This is a genomic window from Paenibacillus sp. FSL H7-0357, assembly GCF_000758525.1.
Taxonomy (GTDB): domain Bacteria; phylum Bacillota; class Bacilli; order Paenibacillales; family Paenibacillaceae; genus Paenibacillus_AQ.
Genome location: NZ_CP009241.1, coordinates 5306461 through 5320129, shown reverse-complemented (window position 1 = coordinate 5320129; position 13669 = coordinate 5306461). Strand labels below are relative to the sequence as shown.

13 protein-coding genes are annotated in these 13669 nt (G+C 45.8%); 8 read left to right on the top strand and 5 right to left on the bottom strand.

The genetic code is table 11. The features are described from left to right. The first annotated feature begins 4 nt into the window (after window positions 1-4). The 6 genes from H70357_RS23350 to H70357_RS23325 all read left to right on the top strand — a co-directional run bounded on the left by H70357_RS23350 (window position 5) and on the right by H70357_RS23325 (window position 7695). A complete protein-coding gene (locus H70357_RS23350) occupies window positions 5-763 on the top strand; it encodes an ABC transporter ATP-binding protein (RefSeq protein ID WP_038594694.1) in 759 nt (252 codons plus the stop codon). Window positions 764-1076: 313 nt separating this feature from the next. Then, a complete protein-coding gene (locus H70357_RS23345; RefSeq protein WP_038594692.1) occupies window positions 1077-1778 on the top strand; it encodes a response regulator transcription factor in 702 nt (233 codons plus the stop codon). Then, window positions 1775-3004 carry a sensor histidine kinase gene (locus tag H70357_RS23340; protein ID WP_038594690.1) on the top strand — a complete coding sequence of 410 codons (1230 nt, stop codon included), beginning with the start codon at window positions 1775-1777 and terminating at the stop codon, window positions 3002-3004. The genes H70357_RS23345 and H70357_RS23340 overlap by 4 nt, the downstream gene beginning before the upstream one ends. Before the next feature lie 64 nt (window positions 3005-3068). Then, window positions 3069-3764, top strand: coding sequence for an ABC transporter ATP-binding protein (locus tag H70357_RS23335; RefSeq protein ID WP_038594688.1), 696 nt, complete (start codon window positions 3069-3071; stop codon window positions 3762-3764). After that, window positions 3748-6108 (top strand): ABC transporter permease, encoded by a 2361-nt coding sequence (locus tag H70357_RS23330; protein WP_038594686.1) that lies wholly within the window; start codon window positions 3748-3750, stop codon window positions 6106-6108. Before H70357_RS23335 ends, H70357_RS23330 begins: the two co-directional genes overlap by 17 nt. Window positions 6109-6249: 141 nt before the next feature. Then, window positions 6250-7695: an amino acid permease gene (locus H70357_RS23325; protein WP_038594684.1), complete on the top strand. Its 1446-nt coding sequence runs from the start codon at window positions 6250-6252 to the stop codon at window positions 7693-7695. Here H70357_RS23325 and H70357_RS23320 read toward each other — a convergent pair. From H70357_RS23320 to H70357_RS23305, 4 genes are all read right to left on the bottom strand, one after another. Then, a complete protein-coding gene (locus tag H70357_RS23320) occupies window positions 7692-8324 on the bottom strand; it encodes a LysE family translocator (RefSeq protein WP_038600273.1) in 633 nt (210 codons plus the stop codon). The two genes, H70357_RS23325 and H70357_RS23320, sit on opposite strands and share 4 nt — an antisense overlap. 137 nt (window positions 8325-8461) lie before the next feature. Then, window positions 8462-10129, bottom strand: coding sequence for a ribonuclease J (locus H70357_RS23315; RefSeq protein ID WP_442950481.1), 1668 nt, complete (start codon window positions 10127-10129; stop codon window positions 8462-8464). A gap of 242 nt (window positions 10130-10371) precedes the next feature. Then, window positions 10372-10593: a hypothetical protein gene (locus H70357_RS23310; protein ID WP_038594680.1), complete on the bottom strand. Its 222-nt coding sequence runs from the start codon at window positions 10591-10593 to the stop codon at window positions 10372-10374. Continuing rightward, window positions 10545-10874: an RNA polymerase sigma factor gene (locus H70357_RS23305; RefSeq protein WP_038594678.1), complete on the bottom strand. Its 330-nt coding sequence runs from the start codon at window positions 10872-10874 to the stop codon at window positions 10545-10547. Before H70357_RS23305 ends, H70357_RS23310 begins: the two co-directional genes overlap by 49 nt. Before the next feature lie 191 nt (window positions 10875-11065). Between H70357_RS23305 and H70357_RS23300 the strand changes: the two genes are divergently transcribed. Continuing rightward, window positions 11066-11275: a hypothetical protein gene (locus tag H70357_RS23300; protein ID WP_038594676.1), complete on the top strand. Its 210-nt coding sequence runs from the start codon at window positions 11066-11068 to the stop codon at window positions 11273-11275. Between the two features lie 123 nt (window positions 11276-11398). Here H70357_RS23300 and H70357_RS23295 read toward each other — a convergent pair whose 3' ends face one another. After that, the gene (locus tag H70357_RS23295; protein ID WP_052092209.1) at window positions 11399-11830 is read right to left on the bottom strand and encodes a hypothetical protein; all 432 of its coding nucleotides are present in this window, start codon (window positions 11828-11830) and stop codon (window positions 11399-11401) included. A gap of 204 nt (window positions 11831-12034) precedes the next feature. Between H70357_RS23295 and H70357_RS23290 the strand changes: the two genes are divergently transcribed. Beyond that, window positions 12035-13615, top strand: coding sequence for a sigma-70 family RNA polymerase sigma factor (locus tag H70357_RS23290; RefSeq protein ID WP_038594674.1), 1581 nt, complete (start codon window positions 12035-12037; stop codon window positions 13613-13615). Window positions 13616-13669: the final 54 nt, after the last annotated feature.

The window sequence follows — 13669 nt, the reverse complement described above, 5'->3', positions numbered from 1 at the left end:
CACTATGAATAACATCATTACAGGGAAAAACATCGTGAAAACCTTTGGCAAGGGAAAGGAGCAGGTAAAGGTGCTGAACGGAGTAAACGTGGAAATAGCAAAAGGCGAGTTTGTTGCCGTGATGGGGCCGTCGGGTTCGGGGAAATCCACACTGCTGTTCGCGCTCAGTGGCATGGACGAGATTACAGGAGGGGCGGTGAAATTTGGCGATACCGAACTATCTAAACTCCGCGAAAACGCGCTTGCGGATGTTCGCCGGACAAAAATGGGCTTTGTCTTTCAGCAGCCCACTATGCTGAAAAACTTGAATCTTTTGGATAATATCATCCTCCCCGCCGCGCATGAGGGCAAAAAGGATATAGCGAAACTCACGCAAAAGGCGAAAGCCCTGATGAAGAAAACAGGGATTGCCGGGCTTGAAAGCAGGGATACCACGGAGGTTTCGGGCGGCCAGCTCCAGCGGGCCGGTATCTGCCGCGCCTTGATGAATGCACCGGAGATTCTCTTTGCCGACGAGCCGACCGGCGCGATCAACTCAAAGTCGGCGGAGGAAATCATGGGGCTGCTGGTGGACATCAACAAAGAGGGCACAGCCATATTGCTTGTGACCCACGACGCGAAAGTCGCGGTCAGGGCTGACAGGGTTCTGTTTACGAAGGATGGGAATATCGTTTCCGAACTGCCGCTACAAAAGTTCAGCGGCAGGGATATGGAGGCGAGAGGGGAAAAGGTACTCGCTGGGATGGCGGCTGTGGGTATTTAGGTGCGATTAAAAACTGCAAATAGCCATACATTCGAATTCAGAGGACAGACATGTCCGGCATGAACCGCCTTCATGTTTTCCATAAGCTGCTACCCCTTTCCTAATAAGATTTATTCACTCAATAAAACTAGCGCCTCCGCAGAAAGTGTTGTAGAGTTTGTGAAAGACAAACATTTCCACAACTGTCGCCATGCCTGTTTCTCGCGCGTTTTTCAACTCCTATTTAATTCCAACACTAAATAAACTGATCGGGAAGAATCACCGGAGGAGTAGCAAAAGTTCGATCTCAGTTATGACGGTAAGAGGAGGAGTAATGAATAACAAAATTTTACTTTTAGAAGATGATATTAGCTTAGTGGATGGATTGAAGTACTCTTTAAAACGTAACGGCTTTGAAGTTGATATCGTCCGTACCAAAAAAGAAACTATAAGCCTCCTGCCCAAGATCAATACATATGATTTATTGATTTTTGATGTAACTTTGCCTGACGGAACAGGCTTTGAAATTTGTGAAAAAGTGCGGAAACAAGGAAATCAGATTCCTATTATATTTCTAACCGCCTCTGATGAAGAAGTGAATGTCATTCGGGGTCTGGACAGTGGCGGGGATGATTATGTAACAAAGCCGTTTAAGCTAGGTGAATTATGTTCCCGAATTCGGGCATTATTGCGTCGAACCAGCGTATTAAACCAAAATAATCATGCTGTTATCGAGTGTGGCGATGTTTCAATCGATTTTTTGGGAAGCCGTGTTCAGTTGAAAGGAAGAACTCTGGATTTAACAAGTGTAGAATACCGTCTGATATGCTTGTTAATAAGAAATGCTAACAGGGTAACAACTCGCAACAATATTTTGAATGAGCTATGGGACAGTTCAGGGGACTTTGTGGACGATAATACGCTTTCCGTTTATGTACGGCGGCTTCGTGAAAAAATTGAGGTTGATCCATCTCACCCTGAGCATTTAATAACGATTCGTGGATTCGGCTATCAATGGAACGAGGTATCTGTATGAACCTTTTTCGTGACAACCAAATAAAATATTATATTATCTTTCTTTTTTCTTTTTCTTTGCTGATTTTTCTTTCCAGCATGGGATTAAACGCAGTACAGGAAAAGGCCATACAGAATTTATTCTTATCACATGATAAAGCTATTGTAACTTCTCTTTTAGAACAGGGCATTTCGAAAGGTGTGATTGCCAAGGCAGTTACAAATACCGTCAGTAGCCAAGAGGGAACGGCTTTGCTTGTTAGTATTGGTATAACAGAACATACCTCTATAAGATTTTTACCCTTTATTGCTGAGTTTCAGCGGATATCAGGGTATTTCATGCTGCCTGTAGGAGCGTTTCTATCTATATTGCTTTTTGGTGGGACATTTATTTTCTTATGGAAAAGGGAGCAGCTTTATCAGCGAGCGGCAAAGGTGATTACCCGCTTTACTGAGGGGGATTTTTCTTGCCGCATGCCTCAAATGAGTGAGGGGACGCTCTACCGTCTCTTTGCTTCTTTAGACCAACTTGCTACGACATTACAGTCGAAAAATGAAGCTGGGCAGAAAGCAAAAAAATTTTTGAAAAATACAATTTCAGATATATCGCATCAGCTGAAAACACCACTTGCCGCTCTTACCATGTATCACGAAATCATTTCCGATGAACCCGATCATATTAAAACTGTCATAGAGTATTCTGAAAAGACAGGGTTGGCGCTAAAGCGTATGCAACAGCTTATTCAAGCCATGCTGAAAATTACCCGCTTAGACGCCGGCAGTATTGTCTTTGAAAAGGAAAGCTGTCGTATATCAGAATTGGTTTTACAGGCTATCGGTGAATTAACAACACGGGCATCCAGTGAGGGAAAAGAAATTATTATAGACGAATCCTCGGAAGAAACGATCATTTGTGATAAGCAATGGACGAGCGAAGCGATTGGGAATATCGTGAAAAACGCTTTGGATCATACGGATTCTGGAGGAGAAATCCATATTTCTTGGAACCGAACCCCTGCCATGCTCCGCATATTGATATCCGATAATGGTTCGGGGATTCCTCCGGAGGATTTACATCATATCTTCAAGCGCTTTTACCGCAGTAAAAAATCTTTGGACACGCAGGGAGTTGGATTAGGGCTGTCACTGACAAAATCCATTGTTGAGGGACAGGGCGGCATTATCTCTGTTCAAAGCACTTTGCATGAGGGAACTACTTTTATCCTTTCTTTCCTTACGGAATCGTAAGCTGTTATTCACCCGATTGTAAGGTGAGCCTGTTATTCTTTTCAGGAAAGGAGGTACTTGAAATATGGAAATTTTAAAAGTACAGCATATATCTAAAACCTACGGCAAAGGTGAAAATCAGGTGAATGCCTTAAAGGATGTTTCCTTTACATTGGAGCAGGGAGAGTTTGCGGCTGTAGTCGGTGAATCCGGGTCAGGTAAAAGTACATTGTTAAATTGTATCGGAGCCTTGGATACTCCTACCTCAGGAAATATCTATATGGATGGCAAAGATTTGTTTTTGATGAAAGAGGAACAGCGCACCATTTTCAGGCGGCGCAATATCGGCTTTGTGTTTCAGTCTTTTCAGCTTGTTGCAGAATTGACTGTGGAGCAAAATATTATGTTTCCGATTCTTCTGGATTACCGCAAGCCGGAGCAATCGGCAGTGAATGAGATTTTAGAAGTTTTAGGACTGAAAGAGCGCCGTCATCACTTGCCAAGCCAATTATCCGGCGGACAGCAGCAGCGTGTTGCAATTGGGCGGGCGCTGATTACAAGACCTAAATTGATTCTTGCTGATGAACCCACCGGAAATCTGGACAGCAAAAACAGTCATGATGTGATTGATTTACTGGTTAAGGCATCACGCCACTACCAACAAACAATTCTAATGATTACACATAACAATAATCTGACTAATTCAGTAGACCGTGTACTGCGTGTTTCAGATGGTGTGCTGACGGATCTGGGAGGGAAAGAGAATGAAAAGTTATCTTGACCTTGTTCCCATCTCAGCCAAAGTCCATAAAAGGCAGAACAGAATGTCTGTATTCTGCATTGTTTTAGCGGTGTTTTTAGTTACAGCTATTTTCGGTATGGCTGATATGTTTATACGCAGCCAAATTATGCAGGCCCGTATAGAGGACGGTAATTGGCATGTAATGGTTCGAAACATAAACGAAGAACAAGCAAACCTAATTTCTGCACGGCCGGAAGTAACTGCATCTTCTTGGTATGGTGTCCTCAACTTCAGGGGAGATCAGGGCTATACTGTATCGGGAAAAAACGTGGTCGTTTTTGGAAGCGAAGAAAGCTTTGTAACAGAAATGCAAACGGATGAAATTCAGGATGGAACATTTCCCCAAAAGGACAATGAGGCCATGATAACAGAAAATGCAAAGACGATGCTTGGATTGCAAATCGGAGATGCCATTTCAGTCAATGCGCCTGATGGAGCAAGTTATAGATTTACGATCTCCGGCTTTATAAAAAATGCATCTAAAACAATGAAAGAAGATTCCTATGCGGTTAGCTTGACTACCAAGGCGTTTCGTTCCCTGTATCCCGGAGTCACGAATGGTAAACCAGCCGATTATAACAGTGTCTTTTGTGTGCAGTTTTCTACTCATAGCAATATACGCAATACGATTGCCGATATGAAGTCTCAGTTTGGACTTTCAGACGAACAGGTTTCGGAAAACACGAAACTGCTGGGCTTACTTGGTCAAAGCGGGAATTCTTTTATGATGCAAATCTATAGCTCCGCTGCTGTTTTGTTTTTATTAGTTTTACTGGCAGGCATTATGATGATTGCAAGCAGTCTCAACAGCAATGTCGCACAGCGTACAGAATTTTTTGGAATGATGCGCTGTATCGGTGCGACACCAAAGCAGGTGATGCGATTCGTCCGCAAGGAAGCCCTCGGCTGGTGTAAATTCGCAATTCCGCTTGGCATTTCAACAGGAGCCGTTGTCATTTGGATCTTGTGCGCCTTACTTCGTTTTCTCAGTCCGGAATATTTTGCCGAGATGCCAGCCTTTGGCATAAGCTTACCAAGTATCGTGGCCGGTATCTGTGTAGGCATCCTGACGGTTCTTCTGGCTGCTCGTTCCCCAGCAAAAAGAGCATCCAGCGTTTCCCCGTTAGCAGCTGTATCAGGGAATGCAAATTTTTTACAGCCTGTGCGCAAAGCCGCTAATACTACATTTATTAAAATTGATACCGCCCTTGGTTTCCATCATGCAAAAGCAAGCAAAAAGAATTTTGTTTTGATGGCAGGTTCCTTTTCCCTGAGTATCATTCTTTTTCTCGCCTTTTCAGTCACGATTGACTTTATGCACCATACACTTACACCGTTGAAGCCGTGGACACCGGATTTATCTATTATCAGCACTGACAATACTGGTTCGATCAGCAACACCTTGTTAGAAAAATTCCAGGAAAATCCGGCGATCAAACGAGCATACGGACGAATGTTTGCCTATGACGTGCTAGTTACAGTAAACGGGGAAGAAAAAAAGGTTGATCTGATTTCTTATGAAAAGAACCAATTTGAGTGGGCAAAGGACTATTTGCTGGAGGGTTCTTTGGATACCGTTCAAAACGAGAACAATACCGGACTGATTGTTTTTGAACAGCAGAATACCGTGAAAGTTGGAGATACGGTGACGTTACACACAGAAAATCATTCTGCGAATATAAAAATTGTGGGCTCACTTTCTTCCAGTCCTTTTAACAATGCCCCTGATGTTGGAACGATTATCTGTTCTGAGAACGCTTTTCGGCAGCTGACCGGCCAAACGGATTATACGATTATAGACTTGCAGTTGTCTAAGAACGCGACGGAAGCTGACATCGATGAAATTCATAAATTAGTTGGTACAGAGGTTATCTTCTCTGATGAACGCTCAGGCAATCGCAGCGTAATAGGCACTTATTACTCCTTTGGATTGTTTATCTATGGGTTTATGGCTTTGATTGCTTTGATTACCATATTCAATATCGTAAACAGTCTTGCAATGAGCGTTTCGTCTCGCATGAAACAATATGGCGCATTTCGTGCCATCGGTCTAAGTAATCGGCAGCTAATAAAAATGATTATTGCTGAGGCTTCAACCTATGCAATCACAGGAAGTATCTGCGGCAGCGTTGTCGGGTTAATGCTGAATAAGTTTCTGTACGCAAGGCTGGTAACCTTTCACTGGGGTGAACAATGGAGTATTCCATTTGCAGAAATTTCCATCATAATAGCAATCGTCCTTTTCTCCGTTGTCTTAGCTGTACGAGGCCCAGTAAAACGCATCCGCGAGATGTCTATTGTAGATACCATCAGTGCACAATAATAAAGGAGGCAATGAGGTTATTGGCTTTATGCCAAAGGGCTGAGCGGAATAAAAAATGGAGTTCATGAAATTCAGCACATAGGGGGAATCTAGAGAATGGAGAGAACTCTCTAATTCCCAAAAGTGATGAGGACGAAATTCATGAACCAAGCTTCCAGTAATACCAAAGAAGACAAAAAACTGAAATGGTGGCAGCTGAGTTTGCTGGGAGTTGCAGGCACCATTGGTACAGGGTATTTTTTGGGCTCGGGTCTGGCGATCTCCATCGGCGGGCCAGCGGTGCTGCTTGCCTACATCCTTGCAGCTGTTGGAACCTATGTAGTCTTCGATGCCTTGTCTCAAATGACGGCAGAACACCCGGAGCAGGGCTCTTTTCGATCCTATGCCAAAAAAGCGTTCGGAAACTGGGCCGGGTTTGGCAGCGGCTGGGTATACTGGTTCTCGGAGCTGCTGATTATGGGGAGCCAGCTGACGGCCTTGTCCATTTTCTCACGCTTCTGGTTACCGGCCGTACCGATGTGGATTTTTGCAGCCGGGTTTGGCGTCGTGAGCCTGTGCATCGTTTTCTTTGGCAATAAGGGATTTGACCGGGTGGAAAATGTGCTGGCTGTGATCAAAATAGCGGCGATTTTGATGTTCCTGGTGATTGCGGCTGCTCTTCTGGCAGGCTGGATAGGGGGTGGGAAGTATACGCCTAAACTCCCGCTAAGTTATTCTGCATTGTTTCCTGCCGGGGGGATAGGCTTATGGTCGGCCTTTATTTTTGCTTTCTATGCCTATGGCGGCATTGAGGTACTCGGCATTATGTCCAACCGGCTCCAAAAACCCGAAGAGGCACCGAAGGCAGGTAAGGTGATGCTGCTGGCATTGACTACAGTATACGTCCTGTCTATTGGGCTTGCCGTAACGATGGTTCCTTTAAGCGCCTTTAATCCGAAGGAAAGTCCCTTTGTGCTGGCGCTCAGCAGTGATCATCTTGCTTTTGTGCCTCATCTGTTTAACGGAGTATTGATTATTGCCGGTTTCTCCACAATGACTGCCTCGCTTTATGCGATAACTTCGATGATGATTACACTTGCGCAGGAAGGGGATGCTCCCCGGCTATTTGCAAAGAAATGGAAGGATAAGTATCCATTCTTTGCCTTGTGTCTGATTGCTGCCGGTTTAGTTGGTGCCATTGTGATGGCGCTGTGGTTGCCGGGGAAAGTGTATGAATATATCACGACAGCTGCGGGGCTAATGATCCTGTACAATTGGGTTTTTATCCTGTTGTCGTCAGGCAGGCTGCTACAGCCAAGTAAGTTAAGCGGGGTAAAACGCTGGATCGGGTTGCTGCTGATCGGGGCAGCGGTAGCGGGCACTCTGTTTCATGCACTCAGCCGTCCAGGCTTCTACCTCAGTCTACTGATTATTTCGCTGATCGCGCTCATTGATTGGATTGTCCAGCGGGTTCAGAAGAAACAAGCAGCCAGTTCCGCTGGTGCCAATGCTCATGAAGATAAATTATCGAATGAACACGAAGCCATGCGAGGCAGCAGTCCAAAGTTTCGCATTACAGGCATCAGGCTGCGGAAAAGCAGGCTTTAGTGGAAGAACAGCAGTTGTACAACCTGTACGCCAAAATAAATACCAAAACCAACCAGCGACAGGCCGGACAAGACAGAAACCCCCTTTAAGACCCGTGAGGTCATCACTCTGCGAAAGATGCTGGAGGCTGCGGCCATGGATACATCCCAAAGAAGAATCCCCGTTACGATAGCTCCACTGTATATTAATAACTGCTGCATTGGATATTCATTGGCTGCCTTAGCAAGGATGGACCCGTAAATCCCGAGCCAGAACAGAATGGAGAGCGGATTAAATAAAGACATCAGAAACCCGGACAGATAGGACTTTGACAGGGAAGTTTCGCTTCCTCTCATCTCGGCTGCGGAGATTACGCCTGCGTTTTTGATGCTCTCCACACCAGTATAGACCAGAACAAAGAAACCGAATAACCATAAGAAGGCTTTCACAAAAGGAGCCTCAAGCAAATGGATAACGCCAAAATAAACCAGCAGCATATAAATGATATCTGCGCTGATCGCCCCTAGACCGACAACCCAGGCGTGCCAGAAGCCTCCCCGAATCCCCTTGTCCAGCTGCGCGGCATTAATCGGGCCGATAGGAGCCGAAAGTGACAAACCAAGAAAAATATAACCTATAAATACATTAATCAGGACCTCCTCCTTTATGTTTAGCTTATTCTTATAAAGCTGTTTATAGGACAACCAAAACGAAGGCCCGCAAATGAGTCGCGGGCCTTCGTAATATCCTGAACTATTGAAGCTTTCACATGACTGTGTAATCACAACTACACTTCAATAATGATCGGAAGAATCATCGGACGGCGTTTTGTTTTGTCGTACAGATATTTGCTCAAGGCATCTTTGAGCGTCTGCTTCATAATATTCCATTGGCCCAGATCCCCTTTGCTCATTTTCTCCAGGGTTGCTGCGATAAACTGATTGATCTCTTCCATCAGATTGTCTGAATTCCGTACATAAATGAAGCCACGGGATATCGTGTCAGGGGCGCTCAGCATCCGGCCATCCGTTTGGCTCAGGGTAATGACAGTGATTAACACACCATCCGCAGACAATTGACGGCGGTCCCGCAAGACCACATTGCCGATGTCGCCGACTCCCAGGCCATCCACAAATATTTGCCCGGCGGGAACCCGTCCCGATTGACGGACAACCCCTTCCAGTGATTCAACGACTTCACCGTTTTTTAAGATAAATATGTTGTCCTCCTTAACTCCGACTGCTTCTGCCAAGAGGCTATGATGATGAAGCATGCGGTATTCTCCATGAATCGGAATAAAGTATTCAGGCTTCATTAGGGTAAGCATCAGCTTTAATTCCTCCTGGCTGCCATGCCCGGATACATGAAGCTCACTCTTTGATCCGTAGATGACCCTTGCGCCGAGCATATACAGATTATCAACAATTCTGGATACATTACGCTCATTGCCCGGGATCGGATTGGCAGCGAGAAGAACGGTATCCCCGGCTCCAATTTCCATCAGCCTATGGCTGGAGTTGGCCAAACGGGACAATGCTGCCATGGGCTCCCCTTGACTGCCTGTGCAAAGGACTGCTATCTGTTCTGGAGGAAGCTTCGCAGCTTCCGCAGGTTCTAACAGCATCCCGTCCGGGATGTTCAAATAACCCAGTTCCTGGGATACGGAGACCACATTTACCATACTCCGGCCAAGTAAGGTGAGCTTACGTCCGGTAAGGATAGAAGCATCTACAATTTGCTGCAGACGGTGCACATTGGAGGCGAAGGTGGAGACAAATATTCTGCGGTCCGCTTTTTGAAAAGCTTCTTCCATATGGGCGCCTACAAGCTGCTCAGACGGCGTGAATCCAGGGCGTTCGGCATTCGTACTCTCGGAGAGCAGAATTTTAACACCGTTTTTGCCGATGTCGGCCATTTTATGTATGTCCGGATATTGTTTATTAACAGGCGTCATATCGAACTTGAAGTCGCCCGTATGGACAACCGTTCCTTCAGGAGTATCAAAGACGACCCCGAGACAATCAGGAATGCTGTGGTTGGTACTAAAAAAGGTTGTCGTAATGGAACCAAAGGTGAGGCTCGACTCGGCATCAATGCAATGCAGGCTGGTCTGGCGGAGCAGACGATGTTCCTTAAGCTTGTTCTCAATTAACCCCAGTGTCAGACGGGAGGCATAGATGGGGATATTTAATTGTTTGAGCAGGTAGGGGATCCCTCCGATGTGGTCCTCATGCCCATGAGTCACAATCAGTGCTCTTAACTTGTCAACATTATTCAATAAATAAGTTACATCTGGAATGATAAGGTCAATGCCAAGCAGACTTTCATCCGGGAATTTAGAGCCGCAATCGATAACAAGAATGTCATCGGCGTATTGCAGGAAATACATGTTCTTACCAATTTCATGAACGCCACCTAAGGCTGCAATCGATAACCTTTTTTCAGACATTTTTATATTCCCTCCTTATTAGAATCCTCTATATTATGTTTAGAGTCTTTAATAACTATCCATTGTTTCGGCAGGTGAGTTAGGATAACGCAGAACAAAAATAAAGCTGCGTTCCTCGTAACATGACGGAGAAAGCAACTTTATGTCTGAATGGGTCCAAATGAATCGTAATACGGCCTTCCTTGCAGCAATCTGCTCGTGAGGAACATGGTGCAGTTGAATAATCTAGTAAACGTATTCCAAGCGTATTAAACTTGCTTTTCGCTATGGATTAATTCCAGAAACTCAACGATAATTTCGGAAGTCACATCTTCCGCCGGCAAATGTATAAATTGACTTAACCGGAGAATGACCGGCCTGTACAGCTCAATCAGTTGAAGCGTGGCTTCGGGGTCTTTGTTTCTGACCTCGTTCAGCAAATTTAAAAATTCGCGATCTGGGATAGGCGCTGAATCAGCTTCCTTTTCCATTTGTGCACCCCCTGTTGACTGATGTTGAGCTGGCGAGCGACTTCAGCTTCCGTCAAACCTTCCAAATAGATTTTTTGCAAAATGGATCGCTCGTATGGGGACAGCATACTGATTAGCTGTTCCGCAGCGATTTTGTTATCTGAAGATTCTGTGAATGAAGGGACGGCAAGCTTGTCATCGTAGCTGTTCTCTTGTCGCTTGATCTTCTTTGCCCGATATTGCAGCCTCCAGCCAATACGGTATATTTCGGTTTTATAGCGGTTATATTCACTCTGCTGCACACCAACACTCCCCTTTCTACTATTTAACGTTTATGTATATAGGGAACTTTTAAGAGGGAAATAACAACCAAAAAAGGAACGTGTGTTCCTATATATTATACACGTTTTCCAATTTAATGGAATCGGTTGTAAAACAAAGCCCAAAGTTTCCCTTCAATTAAAACGTCGGTTTGGGAAGGGAGGGGAGATTCATGGAAATTGCAGATGTTGTCAGCTTGATTACTAATGTGGGCTTTCCGGTCACACTCTGCTTTATTCTGATTCGTTATGTACTGGAAACGGTAGGGGAGAAGCTGGATAAACTGGATGCTTCGCTTCATCAGCTCACACAGGCTATTCAAACACTGGAAGGCACAGAAAAGGCGGTAGAGTTCAAAAGTGTTAAATCTAAGCAAGTTTGACAAGCGTATCGCTTCAGCACAAAAAGCTTCCCACAAGAGGAAGCTTTTTGCCCTGAACTGTAAACTTGCTAATCATTGATGATAGGTTAGCGTATAATATGATTTAGAAAATTGAGGATTCCATTAGCCGCCGATCGCCATCGCGCTAAAAACAACAGGACCGACAACAAATGCAGTCGAGTTATTATCCTGATTTTCAACAATCAGCTGATAATTTTGTGTTCCGGCAGGAACATTGATATCCACCATATGCAGGCTGATGATCCCATCATCGTTAAAGTCTTCTTCATATTCTGCCAGCGCATAGAAAATTTCAACACCTGCACGCCAAATGCGGATCAGAATATTCGGGAAATCACCTAGATTGGGAACATCGATACCAATGGTAGCTTTCAATTCCACCTTGTTCGGAAAATGGGCAGGATTTGCGGGATCAATAAACACCGCTACTCCTGCAATCTGCACGCCCGCAGGAGAGATTGGAATCAATGTAGAAATCCCTCCTGTAATTGGTGTTACTACAGTAGCATTATAATCTAAAAGAGTTTTCACCATTTCAAATCACCCCCTTCGTCTTGACACAACATCTTATGTGTGGCATTGAATTCGGAGTGTGTGGTTGTCTTAATGAATATGCTCATTTTTAGTAGATTAAGTGAGTGATAAAGTAGTTTTAACCCCCGCACCAAGATCGTTGTAACCTTTCTTCTCGTAGATGGCACCTATAGTTAAGAACATGTGAAAAGAGGATCGAAAGTGATGCGGCAATGGGTTGAAGAGGCACAACAAGAGAATTGGGAAGCGTTCGGGCAGTTAATGCGGCATTTTCGCGGTATGGCTTATGCTGTAGCTTACGACATGCTGAAAGATGTACATCTTACTGAAGATGTTGTGCAGGAAGCGTATATTGAAGCTTATTTGAATCTAGGAAAGCTGCAGGAGCCGGCTGCGTTTCCGGGATGGTTCAAGACGATTGTCGTAAGGCAGTGCCAGCGGAGTCTGAGACGTAAACGACATATATTGCTGCCTCTTGATGATGCCCTGCACATCTCGGAAAAGTCGCCGGGCGTTGCGGAAATTGCCGAGCGCAGAGAAGGGGAACAGCTGCTGCAGAGAACGGTTGCGGCGTTGTCTGCGAAGCTGCGGGTGCCCATGCAGCTGTTTTATTATTATGGTTATTCCCTTCAGGAGATCTCGGATTATCTGGGGATTCCGGTTTCGGCGCTAAAGAAGCGGCTGTATGATGGGCGGCGTAAGCTGAAGGGAGCTCTTCCCGTTGCCGATCTCGCCTCCATGTTCAACTATCTATATGAAGGAGGCAGAAATATGCTGCATATTGTGAACGGAGACAGTGTGGGTGAAATGCTGAAGCAGGGAATTGTCCAGGGCGAGGTGCTGGTCTGGCGGGAAATCTATTCCGCGGGTCCGATATTCGTCAATCCGGCAGGCTCCAGTGAACGGATACAGCGGGCCGGGGTTCTGGAGAAGACATTAGGCATTCCTTCTACAGAGTATATAGCAGGGTGTGAGGCACAGGAGGCGAAGATTCGTGATTTCAAACGTTATGATGAAGTAGTACTGTGGTTTGAGCATGATCTGTTCGATCAGAGCATGCTTGCTTATCTGCTGCACTGGTTCAAAGGACAGAAGCTCGGCAGTACGAAGCTGAGCCTGCTCTGTATTGGTGAATTTCCGGGGATTGAGCTGTTTCACGGTCTTGGCCAGCTGACTCCGGCTCAGCTTGGAACATTGTCTGGAACCTGGCAGGGCATTGGGCGCAAAGAAATGGAACTGGGCAGCGATCTTTGGCGAGCCTATGCGTCTACCGATCCTGGAACGATGGCTGATCTGCTGGAGGAGAGAAGGGGAGAGCTTTCGGCATCTGCGCTGCCCTTTGCCTATGAAGCATTCAAAGCCCATCTCTCAAGGCTTCCTTCGGTTCATAACGGCCTTGGCATCGTAGAAGAGACTACGCTTCAGGCTGTCCGCCATGGCGCGCTTACACCGATGGAGCTGTTCCCTCTGGTTTCCGACAAGCTGCACCGGCTCGGCATGGGTGATCTTGATTTTGGCCGTTATCTGCACACTCTGGTGTATAACCGGCAGCCTCTGCTGACTATAGAGGGAGCAGAGGGAAATACGGATTTCCGGCAGATTGCGGAATTTTGGGGCCGCCGGGTTGCCATCACCGAGCTTGGTGAGCGGATACTTGACGGGTTAGCAGACCGGGTAGAGGTTCAAGGCCTGGACGAATGGTACGGCGGGCTGCATCTGGAGGGTCACACCGTTCCATGGCGCTGGGACAGCTCCTCCGGCAGTTTGGTCCGGTCTGAATTGTAAGCTCCTCAGGGATGCAGAAATGGGCGCGGGCCAGTCCTATAAAGTTGTAGCCGC

What these genes read in the sequence shown, in the direction of transcription:
- H70357_RS23350 (WP_038594694.1), top strand. Translation starts at nt 5, where the DNA reads ATGAATAACATCATTACAGGGAAAAACATCGTGAAAACCTTTGGCAAG.
- H70357_RS23345 (WP_038594692.1), top strand. Translation starts at nt 1,077, where the DNA reads ATGAATAACAAAATTTTACTTTTAGAAGATGATATTAGCTTAGTGGAT.
- H70357_RS23340 (WP_038594690.1), top strand. Translation starts at nt 1,775, where the DNA reads ATGAACCTTTTTCGTGACAACCAAATAAAATATTATATTATCTTTCTT.
- H70357_RS23335 (WP_038594688.1), top strand. Translation starts at nt 3,069, where the DNA reads ATGGAAATTTTAAAAGTACAGCATATATCTAAAACCTACGGCAAAGGT.
- H70357_RS23330 (WP_038594686.1), top strand. Translation starts at nt 3,748, where the DNA reads ATGAAAAGTTATCTTGACCTTGTTCCCATCTCAGCCAAAGTCCATAAA.
- H70357_RS23325 (WP_038594684.1), top strand. Translation starts at nt 6,250, where the DNA reads ATGAACCAAGCTTCCAGTAATACCAAAGAAGACAAAAAACTGAAATGG.
- H70357_RS23310 (WP_038594680.1), bottom strand. Translation starts at nt 10,593, where the DNA reads ATGGAAAAGGAAGCTGATTCAGCGCCTATCCCAGATCGCGAATTTTTA.
- H70357_RS23300 (WP_038594676.1), top strand. Translation starts at nt 11,066, where the DNA reads ATGGAAATTGCAGATGTTGTCAGCTTGATTACTAATGTGGGCTTTCCG.
- H70357_RS23295 (WP_052092209.1), bottom strand. Translation starts at nt 11,830, where the DNA reads ATGGTGAAAACTCTTTTAGATTATAATGCTACTGTAGTAACACCAATT.
- H70357_RS23290 (WP_038594674.1), top strand. Translation starts at nt 12,035, where the DNA reads ATGCGGCAATGGGTTGAAGAGGCACAACAAGAGAATTGGGAAGCGTTC.